The 16,037-nt window shown below is 63.7% G+C and carries 12 protein-coding genes and 3 pseudogenes; 6 read left to right on the forward strand and 9 right to left on the reverse strand.

Going from position 1 to position 16,037, the window contains the following annotated elements; genetic code table 11:
• Positions 1 to 42: 42 nt before the first annotated feature.
• The gene (locus HAP54_RS08770) at positions 43 to 1,575 is read right to left on the reverse strand and encodes a benzoate-CoA ligase family protein (RefSeq protein WP_166299411.1); all 1,533 of its coding nucleotides are present in this window, start codon (positions 1,573 to 1,575) and stop codon (positions 43 to 45) included.
• A 174-nt stretch (positions 1,576 to 1,749) separates the two neighbouring features.
• On the opposite strand from HAP54_RS08770, the gene HAP54_RS08775 reads away from it, so the two are divergent.
• A complete protein-coding gene (locus tag HAP54_RS08775) occupies positions 1,750 to 2,658 on the forward strand; it encodes a helix-turn-helix transcriptional regulator (protein WP_166299412.1) in 909 nt (302 codons plus the stop codon).
• Positions 2,659 to 2,916: 258 nt separating this feature from the next.
• Positions 2,917 to 4,035, forward strand: a pseudogene (locus HAP54_RS08780) (IS4 family transposase); the annotation flags it as partial.
• A gap of 45 nt (positions 4,036 to 4,080) precedes the next feature.
• On the opposite strand, the gene HAP54_RS08785 reads toward HAP54_RS08780, so the two are convergent.
• Both HAP54_RS08785 and HAP54_RS08790 read right to left on the reverse strand, forming a co-directional pair.
• Entirely contained in the window at positions 4,081 to 5,412 is a 1,332-nt protein-coding gene (locus HAP54_RS08785; protein WP_166297236.1) for an IS1182 family transposase, read from the reverse strand.
• 201 nt (positions 5,413 to 5,613) lie between these two features.
• Positions 5,614 to 6,399: an IclR family transcriptional regulator domain-containing protein gene (locus HAP54_RS08790; RefSeq protein ID WP_166299413.1), complete on the reverse strand. Its 786-nt coding sequence runs from the start codon at positions 6,397 to 6,399 to the stop codon at positions 5,614 to 5,616.
• 110 nt (positions 6,400 to 6,509) lie between these two features.
• On the opposite strand from HAP54_RS08790, the gene HAP54_RS08795 reads away from it, so the two are divergent.
• Entirely contained in the window at positions 6,510 to 7,868 is a 1,359-nt protein-coding gene (locus HAP54_RS08795; protein WP_166299414.1) for an aromatic ring-hydroxylating dioxygenase subunit alpha, read from the forward strand.
• A gap of 221 nt (positions 7,869 to 8,089) precedes the next feature.
• Positions 8,090 to 9,546 (forward strand): annotated as a pseudogene (locus tag HAP54_RS08800) (glutamine synthetase family protein).
• A 48-nt stretch (positions 9,547 to 9,594) separates the two neighbouring features.
• Here the strand turns inward: HAP54_RS08800 and HAP54_RS52445 are convergent.
• Positions 9,595 to 9,729: pseudogene (locus HAP54_RS52445) on the reverse strand (mandelate racemase); the annotation flags it as partial.
• Between the two features lie 97 nt (positions 9,730 to 9,826).
• Here HAP54_RS52445 and HAP54_RS08805 point away from each other — a divergent pair.
• Positions 9,827 to 10,773 (forward strand): IS630 family transposase gene (locus HAP54_RS08805; RefSeq protein WP_166293531.1). Its coding sequence is split into 2 segments (ribosomal slippage): positions 9,827 to 10,166 and positions 10,166 to 10,773, totalling 948 coding nucleotides; the frame shifts between segments, so codons are not numbered across the junction.
• Here the strand turns inward: HAP54_RS08805 and HAP54_RS08810 are convergent.
• Positions 10,709 to 11,746: an enolase C-terminal domain-like protein gene (locus tag HAP54_RS08810; RefSeq protein ID WP_166299415.1), complete on the reverse strand. Its 1,038-nt coding sequence runs from the start codon at positions 11,744 to 11,746 to the stop codon at positions 10,709 to 10,711. The two genes, HAP54_RS08805 and HAP54_RS08810, sit on opposite strands and share 65 nt — an antisense overlap.
• A gap of 5 nt (positions 11,747 to 11,751) precedes the next feature.
• On the opposite strand from HAP54_RS08810, the gene HAP54_RS08815 reads away from it, so the two are divergent.
• Positions 11,752 to 12,447, forward strand: coding sequence for a TetR/AcrR family transcriptional regulator (locus HAP54_RS08815; protein ID WP_166299416.1), 696 nt, complete (start codon positions 11,752 to 11,754; stop codon positions 12,445 to 12,447).
• 19 nt (positions 12,448 to 12,466) lie between these two features.
• Here the strand turns inward: HAP54_RS08815 and HAP54_RS08820 are convergent, their stop codons facing one another.
• The 4 genes from HAP54_RS08820 to HAP54_RS08835 are packed head-to-tail and all read right to left on the reverse strand — an operon-like array spanning position 12,467 to position 15,821.
• Positions 12,467 to 13,195: an ABC transporter ATP-binding protein gene (locus HAP54_RS08820; protein ID WP_166299417.1), complete on the reverse strand. Its 729-nt coding sequence runs from the start codon at positions 13,193 to 13,195 to the stop codon at positions 12,467 to 12,469.
• A complete protein-coding gene (locus HAP54_RS08825; RefSeq protein ID WP_166299418.1) occupies positions 13,188 to 13,967 on the reverse strand; it encodes an ABC transporter ATP-binding protein in 780 nt (259 codons plus the stop codon). The genes HAP54_RS08820 and HAP54_RS08825 overlap by 8 nt, the downstream gene beginning before the upstream one ends.
• Entirely contained in the window at positions 13,960 to 14,907 is a 948-nt protein-coding gene (locus tag HAP54_RS08830; protein WP_175619393.1) for a branched-chain amino acid ABC transporter permease, read from the reverse strand. The genes HAP54_RS08825 and HAP54_RS08830 overlap by 8 nt, the downstream gene beginning before the upstream one ends.
• The gene (locus HAP54_RS08835; RefSeq protein WP_166299420.1) at positions 14,904 to 15,821 is read right to left on the reverse strand and encodes a branched-chain amino acid ABC transporter permease; all 918 of its coding nucleotides are present in this window, start codon (positions 15,819 to 15,821) and stop codon (positions 14,904 to 14,906) included. The genes HAP54_RS08830 and HAP54_RS08835 overlap by 4 nt, the downstream gene beginning before the upstream one ends.
• Positions 15,822 to 16,037 lie beyond the last annotated feature (216 nt).

The following is a 16,037-nucleotide window of genomic DNA, read 5'->3' on the forward strand; positions in this document are numbered from 1 at the left end:
GGCGTATGGGTCCCGGCCTTCGCCGGGACGACGCGTGGGCAGCTATTGCGCGCCGTCGCGCAATTTGAAGCGCTGGATCTTGCCGGTCGCGGTCTTCGGCAGATTGTCGACCACGTCGATCCAGCGCGGATATTTCCACGGGCCGATCTTCTGCTTGACGTGCTCCTTCAGCGCCTCATTCAGACCGTCGGCTGAGCTGCCGGGCCGCAGCACCACATAGGCCTTCGGCTTCAAGAGCCCTTCCGGGTCGGCCTCCGGCACCACCGCGGCTTCCAGCACCGCGGGATGGGTGATCAGCGCGCTCTCGACCTCGAACGGCGAGACCCAGATGCCCGAGACCTTGAACATGTCGTCGGCGCGGCCACAAAAGGTGTAACGGCCGTCGGCGTCGCGCGTGTATTTGTCGCCGGTGCGGGTCCAGGCGCCCTCGAAGGTGGCGCGGCTCTTGGCGCGCTGGTTCCAGTAGCTCTCGCCGGCCGAGGGCGCATCGACCACGAGCTCGCCGACCTCGCCGTCGGCGACATCGGCACCGATCTCGTTGACCAGCCGCACCTTGTAGCCGGGCACCGGACGGCCGGACGAGCCGTATTTGATGTCGCCGGGCGCATTCGACAGGAAGATGTGCAAGAGCTCGGTCGAGCCGACGCCGTCGAGAATGTCGACGCCGAACCGCGCCTTCCAGGCATTGCCGACCGATTCCGGCAGCGCCTCGCCGGCCGAGGTGCAGACGCGCAGCCGATTGCCGCCGGTCTGCGCCTTGGTCGCCTCGTCGTTGAGCATCGCCGCGAACAGCGTCGGCACGCCGAAGAAGATGCTCGGATGATATTTGTTCATCAGCGCGAACATCACCGCCGGCGTCGGACGTTCCGAATTCAGCACCGTGGTGGCGCCGACCGACATCGGGAAGGTCAGCGCATTGCCGAGCCCATAGGCGAAGAACAGCTTTGCCGCCGACAGGCCGACATCATCCTCGCGGATGCCGAGCACCTGTTTTGCGTAGGTCTCCGCGGTCGCGGCGAGGTTGGAATGCAGATGGCGCACGCCCTTCGGCATGCCGGTCGAGCCCGACGAATAGAGCCAGAACGCCGGCTCGTCGGCATGGGTCGGCGCAGTGGCAAACACGTCGTCCTCGCGCGCGATCTCGTCGGACAGCTTGTTGTGGCCGTGCGCGTCCTTGCCGGAGACCACGACATGTTCGAGGTCGGGCATGCGAGCGATGATGTCCTTCACGACCGGCAGCAGCGCCTCGGAGACGAACAGCACGCGGGCACGGCAGTCGCCGAGGATGTAGGCGTATTGCTCCGCGGTCAGCAGCGTGTTGAGCGGCACCGGCACCACGCCGGCGCGGATCGCGCCCAGGAACACGACCGGGAAATCGACCGTGTCCAGCATGATCATGGCGACCCGCTCCTCGCGGCGGACGCCGAGCCGGCGCAGCATGTTGCCGAGGCGACGGGTCTGCTGCTGCAGCTGGCCATAGGTGATTTGCGACACCGTGTCGTCGAACACGACCTTGTCGCCGCGGCCTTCATCGACATTGCGGTCGAGCAGCCAGGTCACTGCGTTGTAAGTCATGGCCCGCTCCTCAGGCAAAAGCGCGTAGCGCCTGCCCTCTCCCGTCAAGTTTTAAGAATTATAATTCATACAAAGCCACCACATTGGCTTGCTGTCAATCCTCATCGGCACTATGTTTCCTAAAGCTTGGGTCTGATTCCAGCCTGAACAGAACCCGCACATCGCACAGGGATCATGACCGCAGCCAACGATCCGGAAACCGACTTCCTCGAGCAGCTCGGCCAGCGTGTGCGCACGACGCGCGGCCTGGCCGGCATGTCGCGCAAGGTGCTCGCCAAGGTCTCCGGCATTTCCGAACGCTACATCGCCCAGCTCGAGAGCGGCAAAGGCAATGTCTCGATCGTGCTGCTGCGCCGTGTCGCAGGCGCGATGGGCGCGCATCTCGAGGACCTGATCCCCTCGAGCGAACCGATCCCGGATTGGGCTGTCATCCGCGACTTCTTGCGCAAAGCTTCGCCGAACCAGATCGCGCAGGCCAAGGACATCCTCGCCGGCAGCAGCCCGCTGGCACCGCGCCGCGCCTCGTTCTCCGGCATCGCGCTGATCGGCCTGCGCGGCGCCGGCAAAACCACGCTGGGCCGGCTGCTGGCGAAGAAGATCGGCTGGAGCTTTGTCGAGCTCAACAAGGAGATCGAGGCGCAGAACGGCCTCTCGGTCGCCGAGATCATCGCCCTGTACGGCCAGGAAGGCTTTCGCAGGATGGAGCAGGCCGCGCTGACGCAGCTGCTGGCACGCAACGAATTGATGGTGCTGGCGACCGGCGGCGGCATCGTCTCCGAGGCCCTGACCTTCGATCTGATCCTGTCGTCATTCTACACGATCTGGCTGAAGGCCGAGCCGGAAGAGCACATGGCGCGCGTCCGCCGCCAGGGCGATCTGCGCCCGATGGCCGACGACCGCTCGGCGATGGCCGAACTGCGCAACATCCTGGTCAGCCGCGAACCGCTTTATGCGCGCGCCTCAGCGGTGGTCGACACCGCCGGCCTCTCGGTCGATGCCGCCGCGGCGCGGCTGATCGATTCGGTGCGGCCCGTGCTGCAGAACGAGGCGCGCTCGTTCGGGCTGCGCAGCGTGGCGCTTTAAAGCCGCTCACGTCAGGTTAGGTCGGTCCAACAGCGGTCTCGCTGCACCTCTCCCGCTTGCGGGGGAGGTCGTATCGCATCGAAGATGCGATACGGGTGGGGGCGCTCTCCCCAATATGACTCGCGGTGAGACCCCCACCCTGGCCCTCCCCCGCAAGCGCAGGGCTGTCCGGGGAATGATTCACTGTGTCGCGGTGCATGCTCGGCAAAACCGAGGCAAATCGGTCTTTTCTGGTTGTCGAGACACAGAAGGCCGAGCATGCGATTTCGCGATAGCATTTTTAGTAGGCTGCTTGAACCGATCAATCGGCGGCAGTTTCAGACGGCTGTGGATCGTCTGGACGGGGATGCCTACGACAAGTCGTTCAAGAGCTGGGATCACCTGGTAGCGCTGATCTATGCGCAGTTGAGCGGGAACAACAGCCTGCGCGCCGTGGTGACCGGCTTCAACGCCAATCCTCAGCATCACTATCATCTGGGCACCGGCAGGTTGTCCCGCTCGACGCTGTCGGATGCCAATACCCGCCGCCCGTCCAGCATTTTTGCGCAAACCTTTGCACGATTGTCGGCGATGGCAAGCCGGCAGTTGCGGGGCGAAGGCAAGGAGATGGTGCGCCTGATCGACGCCAGTCCGATCCCGCTTGGCAAAGTTTGCACCTGGGCGGTGTGGAACGGCCGCATCCGCGGCATGAAGCTGCACGTGGTCTACGATCCCAAGGGCGATATCCCGAAGTGCGTCGAGGTGACGGCTGCCAACGTCAACGATATCGAGATCGGTCGCCAGACTCCGATCCAGGCCGGCACAACCTACGTGTTCGACAAGGGATATTGCCGTTTCGACTGGTGGCAGAAGATCAATGATAGCAAGGCTTTCTTCGTGACCCGGCCGAAGACGAGCATCCGGCTACGCGCGGTCAGGCATCGCACCATCCGCAACAGCAAGGGGGACGGCTTCAGGATCATCGTCGACGACGAGGTGAAGCTCACCAGTAAGGGCGACTCGCGTTTGCCGATACCGCTGCGGCGCATCAAGGTCAGGCGGGAGAACGGCGGCGTGATCACGCTTCTCACCAACGATACGACCCGAACGGCCGTCGAGATCGCCGCCCTCTACAAGAGCCGGTGGCAGATCGAACTGCTGTTCCGCTGGATCAAGCAGCACCTCGACATCCGCAAGTTCCTCGGCACCAACGACAATGCAATCCGCCTGCAAGTGCTTGCTGCGATGATTGCCTACCTACTGTTGCGCATTGCCGCGCGGACCAACTGCATCAAAATGCTGCCGCTCAGGCTCGCCGAACTCGTCAGCCAGTTCCTGTTCACCCGGCGAGCCTTCGCCAGCATCGACAAGCCTCCGCCAATCAACCCTAGGAGCCCGTCCAGATATGTTTTCGTGACGGGCATTTGTTGTAGAGTAGCAGGCTCAGGCTGCGTTTGCGAGGTTGAACAGCTTGAGGAGGTTATGGACGGTGCAGATCATTGTCCACTCGGCGCGCACTTTCTCGATGCCCCGCAACAGGAACTGGCGGAAGCCTCTTGCCTGTTTGATCTGCCCGAACACCGGCTCCACCACTTGCTTTCGCAATCGGTAGGGTGTTTCGAAGCCGCCATCGTCGATCTTCTTTCGCATGGCCTGTGTCAGCGGGCCGCCGACTTTTCCGTTCGCTACTGTCGGGTGCTTGGCGCGTCCGGGCGCGACATAGCCATCGATGCTGCGTGTGTCGAGCGCTTCGAGATTGGCTTCGCTGCAGTAGCCGGAATCCGCTGAGGCCTGCCGCGGCTTGCGGCCAAGATTGCTCTCGATGGCCTCGATCAGGGGCACCAACTGGCCCTGATCGCTGCCGTGCTGGGTCAGTTCTTGCGCGACAATGATCTGGGCATGTGCATCGACGGCCGCCTGGGCATTATAGGCCTGAACGAAGCCATCCTTCGACTTCATGATGCGGCTTTCCGGATCGGTGAAGTTGCGTTGCGCCTTGGGATTGGGTTCCTCCGATGGCAGCGCCGCCGGTTTGCCCGGCTTCTTGCGGCCTTCGGCCTGGCGCTGCTGTTCCTTTTCGGCCTCGATGCGGCGCTCTTCCTCCGCCGCCAGTTTGGCGTCCGCTTCCAGCGCCGCCATCGCTTGCTGGATCTTCGCCAGCCGTTTCTGCTTGTCGACGGTCCAGTCCGGCAGTTCGTCGCTGTTGCCGAAAGTCTCATCCTCCGAGGCATCCGCCGCCTCGGCGGCCGCCAGCATGCGAGCGACCTCGGCCTTCAATTCCGCCTCGCGCTTCTTCATGCGCTCATAACTCATCGCCTTGTGTTTCGACGCGTTCGCCTTGATCTTCGTACCATCCAGCGCGACATGACCGAGCTTGACCAGCCCGGCCGTCTCGCACAACTTCAGAACCTGCACGAATAGCGCGCCGAGCGCCTTCAAATGTCGCTTGCGAAAGTCGCTGATCGTCCGAAAATCCGGCGCATCCAGCGCCACGATCATCACAAAATCGTTCCGCTCCCGGCAGGCCTTGGCAATCCGACGCGACGAATACAGCCCACTCGCATAGCTATGCAGCAGCGCCACCATCATCCGCGGATCAAACGGCGGCTGCCCAAGCCCGCTCACATAGCTGCCCATGATCTCCCTGAGATCGAGGCTCTCCCGCACCAGATCAACCATAAACCGCGAGACATGGCCTTTCGGCACGAAGTCCTGCACATTCGGCGGCAGAAGCAGCGTCTGATCGATGTTCCAAGGCCGAAAATACTTGCTCATCGCCCAATGTTGAATCAGACCCGACCAGATTTGAACAGCGACTATCCAGACAAGCTCCTAGCCGCCGCAAATGCAGAACGCCCCTCAACCAGATGGAACTCTGCTATGGTTGAATTTCCCCGGACAGCCCTGCCGCAAGCGGGAGAGGGGACCGCAATTCCGATGCCGCTGGTACTCGACCAACGTCACGCCGTAGACGCACTACAGCAGCCTGCTCTTCACATCATCCGCCCCGTCGCGCAGCAGCGGAAGGAAACGGTCGATCAGTTCCTGCTTCGGTACGCGATCGACGTGCGCGCCCATGTTGATCGCGGCGACGATGGTGCCGTCGTAGCGGCGCACTGGCACCGAGATGGAGCGGAAATGCGGCTCGGCTTCGCGGTCGACCAGTGAATAGCCCTGCGCGCGATCGGCGATGATGGTGGCGAGCAGTTTTTTCGGATCGGTCGTGGTCTGCGGCGTCACCGGATCGCGGCGCATCGCCTTCAGCCGCGCGGCGAGTTCGGCATCGCCGAGCCGGCCGAGCATGGCGCGGCCGACCGAGGTGCAGAACGCCGGCAGCCGGTAGCCGATATCGAGACCGGCGGAGAACACCCGCGTCGGGCTCGAACGCGCGACGAACACGACGTCGTCGCCGTCGAGCAGCGCGAGCGAGGCGATCTCCTGCGCTCCCGTGGCGATGCGATCGAGCACCGGCTGCAGCACCGTCACCACCTGGTTGGATTGCAGGAACGAGCCCGCCAACGTCAGCACATGCGGCGTCAGCGTGAACAGCTTGCCGTCGGTCGCGACAAAACCGCCATGCGCCAGCGTGAACAAGATGCGGCGCGCGGTGGCGCGCGGCAGATCGGCGGCGCGCGCCAGATCGCTCAAGGTCGCCGGGCCGCTGACGGTGCCGAACACCTGCAACAGGCGCAGGCCGCGATCGAGGGCCTCGACGAAATCGGTGGCACGCTCGTCCTGAGCGGTCCGCTTCAGCTTGGGCATGGGTTGGGCTTTGAACGGTTCAAAAATTGCGCTTGCTGTTGGAATTAGACATGGCATAATTCGCACATACGTTCAATAGGCGAACAAATCCAAATCCGGGAGACGCCGCCATGATGAGCCAGGAAGCGAACGATCTGATCACCCGCACCGGCCGAAAGGACCCGTGCGGCAAGCTGATGCGGATGTACTGGCAGCCGGCGGCGCTGGTCGACGAACTGGAAGGACCGCGCCCGGTGCGGCCGGTCAGACTGCTCGGCGAAAACCTCGTGCTGTTCCGCGCCGAGGACGGCAGCTACGGGCTGATCGACCGCCACTGCGCGCATCGCGGCGCCGACCTCGCCTTCGGCCGGCTCGAGAATGGCGGGCTGCGCTGCGCCTTCCATGGCTGGCTGTTCGACGTATCAGGTCAGTGCATCGAGACGCCCGCGGAGCCGGCAGGATCGCAGCTCTGCAAGGGCATCAGGCAGCGCTCCTATCCGGTGATCGAGAAGAGCGGCATCCTGTGGGCCTATCTCGGCGAAGGCACCCCGCCGGCATTTCCGGAGCTCGACTGCTTCGTCGCACCCGACAGCCACACCTTCGCCTTCAAGGGCCACATGAACTGCAACTGGCTGCAGGCGATCGAGGTCGGCATCGATCCGGCGCACGCCTCCTTCCTGCATCGCTTCTTCGAGGACGAGGACACCTCGGCCGCCTACGGCAAGCAGTTCCGCGGCGCCTCGGCCGGCTCTGACATGCCGATGACCAAAATCCTGCGCGAATATGATCGGCCGATCATCAATGTCGAGCACACCGAATACGGCCTGCGCCTGATCGCGCTGCGCGAGCTCGACGAGGAGCGCACCCATGTGCGCGTCACCAACCAGCTGTTCCCGCACGGCTTCGTCATCCCGATGTCGACCGAGATGACGATCACACAGTGGCACGTGCCGGTCGATGACGAGAACTGCTACTGGTACGCGATCTTCACCAGCTACGCGGCGCCGGTCGACAAGCAGAAGATGCGCGACCAGCGGCTCGAGCTCTATACGCTGCCCGACTACAAGTCGCGCAAGAACCGCAGCAACGACTACGGCTTCGACCCGCACGAGCAGGCGACCGAGACCTATACCGGCATGGGCACCGACATCAACGTCCACGACCAGTGGGCGGTGGAATCGATGGGGACGATCCAGGACCGCACCAACGAGCATCTCGGCCAGAGCGACAAGGCGATCGTGCAGTATCGCCGCCTGCTGCGGCAGGAGATCGAAAAGGTTGCCGGCGGCGAGAAGCCGATGCTGTTCCTCGACGACGCCTCCGCGCGCAGCATCCAGGGCCCGGCGACGATGGACGGCATCGGGCCGACGCTAGGCTGGGAGCTCTACTGGATGGAGGTCGACGTGAAGCGGCGGCGCGGTGCGCCCTGGGCCGCCCCGGTGCCGCGCGAGATCGCCGGCAAGGTGCATCATCTGACGGCGGCGGAGTGAATGGTGACTTCGATGCTGCAACACTGCGTCTCCCCTAACCTCGCCCCGCTTGCGGGGAGAGGTCGGATTGCACCGCCAGGTGCAATCCGGGTGAGGGGGTACAGGTCCATCGACACATCCAATCGGCGGAGAGAGCCCCTCACCCCGACCCTCTCAGGGCGAGCTTTGCTCGTCCCGGCCCCGCAAAGGGCGGGGCGAGGGAGAAGTGAAGGAGTGACGCGGTGAGCTTTGTCGAGCGTCACGGCCTGTGGTCGGATGAGCAGAAGGAGGCCGCACAGCGCCTCCGCCGCATCGTCGAGGAGAAGAACCTCGAGGTCATCCGCCTCTCATTCCCGGACCAGCACGGCATCCTGCGCGGCAAGACGCTGATCGCCAGCGAAGCGGTGCGCTCGCTCGAGGGCGGCTGCTCGATCACCACGACGATGCTCGCCAAGGACACCTCGCACAAGACGGTGTTTCCGGTGTTCACCGCCGGCGGCGGCTTCGGCATGAAGGAGATGGAGGGCGCGGCCGACGTGCTGATGGTCACCGATCCCACCACGTTCCGCGTGCTGCCCTGGGCGGAGAACACCGGCTGGGTGCTGTGCGATCTCTACTTCAGCGACGGACGGCCGGTGCCGTTCGCGACCCGCAACCTCTATCGCAAGGTGCTCGATCAGCTCGCGCGCCGCGGCTACGATTTCGTCGCGGGCCTCGAGGTCGAATTCCATCTGTTCAAGCTCGACGATGCGCATATGGCGCCGGAGGATGCCGGCCAGCCCGGGCGGCCGCCGTCGGTGAGCCTGCTGTCGCACGGCTATCAGTACCTCACCGAGCAGCGCTACGATCTGATGGAGCCGGCGCTCGAGATCATCCGCCGCGACATCCTCGCGCTCGACCTGCCGTTGCGCTCGGTCGAGGTCGAGTTCGGCCCGAGCCAGTGCGAATTCACCTTCGCGCCGACTGTCGGGCTCGCGCCGGCAGACACCATGGTGCTGTTCCGCTCCGCGGTGAAGCAGATCGCACGCCGCCACGGCTATCACGCGACCTTCATGTGCCGGCCGAAACTGCCGAACGTGTTTGCCTCGGGTTGGCACCTGCACCAGTCGCTGGTGTCGCGCGCCAATGGCGAGAACGTCTTCATGGCCAAGGAAACCGGCAAGGAAACCGGCGAGCCGCTCAGCCCGCTCGGCCGCGCCTGGCTCGCCGGCCTGATCGAGCACGCGCGGGCCTCTACCGTGTTCACGACGCCGACCATCAACGGCTACAAGCGCTACCGCTCCTATTCGCTGGCGCCGGACCGCGCGATCTGGGGCCGCGACAACCGCGGCGTGATGATCCGCGTGCTCGGCGGTGCCGGCGATCCGGCGACCCGGCGACCCGGCTGGAGAACCGGATCGGTGAGCCGGCCGCCAATCCCTATCTCTATATGGCTTCGCAGATCCTCTCCGGCCTCGACGGCGTCGACCGCAAGCTCGATCCCGGCCCGTCCGCCGACACGCCCTACGAGACCAAGGCCGCGCTGCTGCCGAAATCGCTGCGCGAAGCGGTGTTTGCGCTCAACGACGATCCGTTCTTCCGCGGGGCGCTGGGACCTGAGTTCGTCGACTATTACGTCTTCATCAAGAACGCGGAGATCGAGCGCTTCCAGGCCGAGGTGTCGGACTGGGAGCAGCGCGAATATTTCGAGATGTTTTGAGGGGAGCGCCCCGCGCGGGACAAGCCCTCGAACCGGTCCACTCTGCGGCTAGAGACTCGCGAGGTTTGCGGCAACAGCCCGTTCGTTCCATTCCAAGCCGAGGCCGGGCGCGTCAGGAATATGCAAAAGGCCATCCTTTATTTCATATGGCCGTTCGAGAATTGGATCGGCCCAATCCTGCCACTCTAGAGCATTTTCCGACCGGAATGAATCGGGTGGGGATTCCCAAAACGGCGCGAGTCAGATTCAAGCTGCATGCTGGCGAGGGAGGCCAGCATGTATGGCCAGGGCGCTTTCGGTTGATCTTCGTCAAAGGGTGATAGCCGCGATTGACGGTGGCATGTCCTGTCGACAGGCTGCTGAGCGCTTTGGTGTCAGCGCGGCCAGTGCGATCCGCTGGCGCGGTCGCCTCAAGGAAGTTGGCGACATCGTTCCTAAACGCCAGGGCGGTGACCGCAAATCGCAGCGCATCGAAGCGCATTCGCAATTGATTCTGGAGGCAGTGACAGCGAAGCCGGATATCACGCTCGCCGAGTTGCGAGAACTGTTGAAACGTCGTGGAATATCGACTGGCATCGCGTCGCTCTGGCGTTTTTTCCAGCGCAGAAAGATCACACTTAAAAAAAGACAGCGCACGCCGCCGAGCAACGGCGCGGCGATATAAATGCCGCGCGTGAGGAGTGGTTCGAAGGGCAAATCGATCTTGACCCTGAGCGTCTCGTCTTCATCGACGAAACCAGCGCCAACACCAAAATGGCGCGGCTTTACGGCCGCTCGCCACGCGGCGAGCGATGTCGTGCAGCTATCCCACACGGACATTGGAAGACGACGACATTCACCGCTGGATTGCGCTCCGACGGTCTGATCGCGCCGCTTGTTCTGGACGGTCCAATGGATGGCGACGCTTTCCTGGCCTACGTCGAGCAATTGCTCGCCCCATCGCTGCGGCCGGGCGATACCGTTATCATGGACAACTTGCCCGCTCACAAGGTCCATGGCGTTCGAGAGGCCATCCGGGCGGTCGGAGCAAGCCTGCTCTATCTTCCGCCCTACAGTCCAGACTTCAACCCGATCGAAATGGCCTTCTCTAAACTGAAAGCCCTGTTGCGGGCCGCCGCAGCGCGCACCATGCCCGATCTCTGGCAAGCAATCGCCAACGCTCTCAAGCGCTTCTCACCCGAGGAATGCCAAAATTATCTCGTCGCGGCTGGTTACGACGCAACGTGATCGGAAAATGCTCTAGCCAATGTGCGGTCTCCGTTGCACGCATGACATGAGCGGCCACTTCCGGATAAAGATGCGTTGACATCGGTATGCCTGCTGCGCCGGCGATCGCTGCCGCGCGCATCCAGCCCGTCACTCCGCCGATGCGCATGAAATCAGGCATTACCAGGTCGCAAGCCTTTTTCGCGATCGCCTTATGCATCTCCCTCGGGCCATAGAAGTTCTCCCCGATCTGAATCGGTGTCTTCAGTTCTGCCGCAAGCTGGGCGTGCCCGTCGAGATTGTCGTAGAGCACGGGTTCTTCGATCCAGTCGAGGCCGTGGTCGTCGATCATATGGCAGCGCTCGATGGCCTCGGCGAGATTTAGCCCCTGGTTGTAGTCGACCATCAGATGCATGCGCTCACCGACCGCTTTATGCACCGCGTCGAGCGTCGCCAAATCTTCGCGCGGATCGCTTCGGCCGAGCCGCAATTTCAGAGCGGAAAATCCTCCTTCGTCCCGCAACTCCAAGGCTTCGGCTGCGACGGCGGCCGGCTCTTTCAACCAAAGGCCGTTGCTGTTGTAGGATCTCACGGCGCCGACCGTAGCACCCAACAGCACGCACAGCGGCTTGTTTGCGGCCTTCGCCAACGCATCCCACGCAGCCATGTCGAGACCCGACGCGGCGATCATCGACAATCCCTCATAGCCGACAAAGTGGAGGGATTTGCGCGCTGCCTCAAAGAGTTCGACCGGCGCCACGCTTCGACCTCTGAGCAATTCGCTGAGGTCGTGAAGTGCGGGAACCAGATATCGCATCGATTTCACGATATACGGCTCGAGATAGCTTCGCCCGACGATGCCCTCCTCGGTCACGAGATCGATGAGAACGAGCGGCCACTCCGATATCGTGACAATGCGCGCGACCACAGGCCGCTTCAGCTTGAGCACCACCGGACGGGCTCTGATTTCTCTGAGCGTCAATGGGTCGGGCATGACGATTGCCTTCGCAGCGCGAGGGAAGAAACTGGTTACAACGGGCTGAAAAAGTCACAGATGCCATTCCATTCGGTTTTTCGACCGGTGTAAATTCACTACCTGGTATACTCAGGGGTGACTGCATGGTGCGATCTGCAGAACCGACACGACAGCGCATCCTTGCTGCCGCATACGTCCTGTTTCGCCAGCGCGGATATAGCCGCGTGAGCATGGACGAAATTGCAGCGGCGACGAGGGTCACGAAGCGCACGCTCTACAATCATTTTCAAAGCAAGGATCAGCTGCTCGCCTTCGTGCTTGAAGCCCAGAACGAATTGGCCTTGGCCGCGTTCGCCACGTTCGGCGACAAGCTGTCCGGCTCGCCGGCAGCGATTATTGACGGCCTATTCCGCGACCTCGCGGTCTGGGCCGACCGGCCACGATGGGCCGGCTCGGGATTTACCAGGCTGGTCATCGAACTGGCCGATCTCCCCGGCCATCCCGCACGCGCAATTGCGCGTCGGCACAAGGCATTGCTTGAAACCCATCTCGGCGACTTGCTGAAGCGGGCTGGCGTCCGCGAGGCTCACCGCCGTGCGCGCGAGATCTGGCTGCTCTCCGAGGGCGCGATCTCCTTGATGCTGGTGCATGGCGATCGGGCCTATGCGGCGGCCGCAGCCGATGCAGCCAAACGACTGCTGCGAAGCTCTTCGCGGTGAACAGTGGCAGCCCGCTTCCTCAAATCCCGAGATACTTGTGCTGCAGCTCCGGCTCGGCGATCAGCTGCTCACTGGTCCCGCTCCACACCGCCTTGCCGCGCTCGATGATGTAGTGGCGGTCGGCGATGCGGGAGAGGTTTCCGACGTTCTTGTCGATGACGAGCACCGACTGCCCGCGCCCCTTCAGCATCGACAGGCAGCTCCAGATCTCGTCGCGGATCAGCGGCGCAAGGCCTTCGGTGGCCTCGTCGAGGATCAGGAGTTTCGGGTTGGTCATCAGCGCGCGGCCGATCGCCAGCATCTGCTGCTCGCCGCCGGACAGCGTGACGCCCATATTGCCTGTGCGTTCGGCGAGCCGCGGAAACAGCGCGTGGATCTTGTCGATGGTCCAGGGATCGGAGGCGCCGAACCGATTGCCTGAGGCGGCGACGAGATTTTCGCGCACCGTCAGGTTCGGAAAGATCTGGCGCCCCTCGGGCACCAGGCCGATGCCGAGCTTTGCGATCCTGTAGGACGGCAGGCCGCGCACCGCCTCGCCGGCGAAACGAATGGCGCCTGATCGCGCCGGCGTCAGGCCCATGATCGAGCGGATGGTCGTGGTCTTGCCCATGCCGTTGCGGCCCATCAGCGCGACCATCTCGCCCGACCTGATCTGCAGCGACAGGCCGAACAGCACCTGGCTCAACCCGTAGCAGGTCTCGATCGCGTCGACTTCGAGCAGGGTTTCAGCGGTTTTGATATCAGCCATGGCCTGTCACCGCATGCTGTTCGCCGAGATAGGCGCGCTTGACCTCTTCATGCTTGCGGATCGCATCCGGCACGTCGCAGGCGATGACGCGGCCATAGACCAGCACCGTGATGCGGTCGGCCAGCGCGAACACCGCCTCCATGTCGTGCTCGACCAGCACGATGGTCACTTCCTTGCGCAGCTCCTTCAGCAGCGCGACCATCCGCGCGGATTCGGTGACGCCGAGCCCGGCCATCGGCTCGTCAAGCAGCAAAAGCTGCGGCTTGGTGGCGAGCGCGACCGCGAGCTCGAGCTCGCGCTGCTCGCCATGGCTCAATTGCGACACCAGCACATCGGCACGCTTGCCGAGGCCGACGCGCTCCAGCGCCGCGCGCGCGGCGTCGCGCAGACGCCGCTCCTTGCGCGCATTGCCCCAGAAGCGGAAGGAGTGGCCATCGTGCGCCTGCGCCGCCAGCGCGACATTGTCGATCGCCGAGAAATCCTTCAGCAGCGAGGTGATCTGGAACGAGCGCGCCAGCCCGAGCCGGCTGCGCTTGTAGGACGGCAGGCCCGTGACATCGCGGCCGGCGAAGCGGATGGTGCCGGAGTTCGGCATCACCTGCCCGGTGAGCTGGCTGATCAGCGTGGTCTTGCCGGCGCCGTTGGGGCCGATGATGGCGTGCAGTTCGCCCGGCACCACCTCCATCGAGAGGTTGTCGGTCGCGGTGATGCCGCCGTAGCGACGGACCAGATTTTCGACGCGGAGCAGGGGCTCAGCCGAGGAATCAGGCACGGCGCATCCTCCCGAGCAGGCCCATGATGCCGCCGCGCGCGAACAGCACGATCAACAGCAGCACCGGACCGAGGATCAGTCCCGAATATTCGGTGACCTGCGACAATAGCTCCTCGAGCAAGAGATAGACGATCGCGCCGATCACCGGGCCGAACAGCGAGCCCATGCCGCCCAGGATCACCATCACCATGAGATCGCCGGAGCGGGTCCAGTACATCACTGCCGGGCTGACGAAGTCGGTGTTGTTGGCGAGCAGCGCACCGGCAAGGCCGCAGATCGTGCCCGCGATCACGAAGCAGACCAGGCGATAGCTGTTGGCATGAAAGCCGATCGCCTGCATGCGCTGCTCGTTGGAGCGGACGCCCTGCACCACGAGACCGAAGCGCGAATTGACGATGCGCCAGATCAGATAGAGGCCGCCGAACAGGCACGCCAGGCAGAGGTAATAGAACTGGGTACGGTTCGAGAGGTCGATCAGGCCGGCGAAATCGCTGCGCTTGTAGACGGTGAGGCCGTCGTCACCGCCGTAGCGCGACAGGCCGGAGGTGATGTAATAGGCCATCTGCGCGAAGGCGAGCGTGATCATGATGAAGTAGACGCCGCGGGTGCGCAGGCTGAGCGCTCCGATCACCAGCGCAAACAGCGCCGAGACCGCGAGCGCCACCGGCCACTGGATGAAGCCGGAGCCGATACCCTCAGTGGCGAGGATGCCGACGGCATAGCCGCCGATGCCGAGATAGGCGGCGTGGCCAAAACTCATCATGCCGCCATAGCCCATGATCAGGTTCAGGCTGGCGGCGGCGAGCGCAAAGATCACGATGCGGGTGAACAGCGTCAGGATGAAGATGTTGCCGGTCACCACCGAATAGACCGGCAGCAGGACCAGGGCGGCGCAGAGCAGCGCCACGACGGAATTGGAGGCGTTGAGCTTGGGCATCATCGTTTGGCCGCCGGGAACAGCCCTTCAGGCCGCAGCACGAGGATGATGGCCATCAAGAGATAGATCAGCATCGAGGACAACGCCGGCGCCGCGGTCGAGGCCGCCGCCCCGCTCAGCACCTTGCGCAGCAGGTCGGGCAGGAAGGCGCGGCCCATCGTGTCAATGATGCCGACGAACACCGCGGCCATGAACGCGCCGCGGATCGAGCCGATGCCGCCGATCACGATGATGACGAAGGCCAGGATCAGGATGTTCTCGCCCATGCCGATCTGCACGGTGAGGATCGGCGCCTGCATCAGCCCGGCGAGCCCGGCGAGCGCGGCGCCAAGGCCGAACACCAGCGTGAACAACAGCTTGATGTTGATGCCGAGCGCCCCGATCATCTCGCGGTTGGAGGCGCCGGCGCGGATCAGCATGCCGACGCGGGTGCGCATCACGACGAGATAGAGCAATGCTGCGACCGCCAGCGCGACCACGATGATCATCAGCCGGTAGGCCGGATAGTACACGCCGGGAATGATCTGCACCGGTACGGTGAGCCAGACCGGCAGCGGCAGCGCGAGACCGGCCGGGCCCCAGATCAATCGGACAGCATCGTTGAAGAACAGGATCAGGCCGAACGTCGCCAGCACCTGGTCGAGATGGTCGCGGCCGTAGAGATGCCGGAGCGCGGCATATTCGAGCGCGATGCCGAGCAGCAGCGTGGCGCCCAGCGCCAGCAGCGCGCCAAGAACAAAACTGCCGGTCCAGGCCACGAAGGTCGCCGCGAAATAGGCGCCCATCATGTAGAGCGAGCCGTGCGCCAGATTGACGAAGTCCATGATGCCGAACACCAGCGTCAGTCCGGCTGCCAGCAGGAACAGCAGCAGGCCGAATTGCAGGCCGTTCAGCAGTTGTTCGACGACGAGATACATGGATCCTTCATATCGGGCTGAAACAAAACAGCGGCAGCGCGCATGCGCCGCCGCTTTTACGGCTTGTTGTTCTCCCTCGCCCCGCCCTTGCGCGGCCGGGACGAGCAAAGCTCGCCCTGAGAGGGGTGGGGTAAGGGGCTCTTTCCACGAATCGAGCTTGTGGAAAGGGCCCCTCACCCGGCGCTACGCGCCGACCTCTCCCCGCAAGGGCGGGGC

It is taken from the genome of Bradyrhizobium sp. 2S1 (assembly GCF_011516625.5).
Taxonomy (GTDB): domain Bacteria; phylum Pseudomonadota; class Alphaproteobacteria; order Rhizobiales; family Xanthobacteraceae; genus Bradyrhizobium; species Bradyrhizobium septentrionale.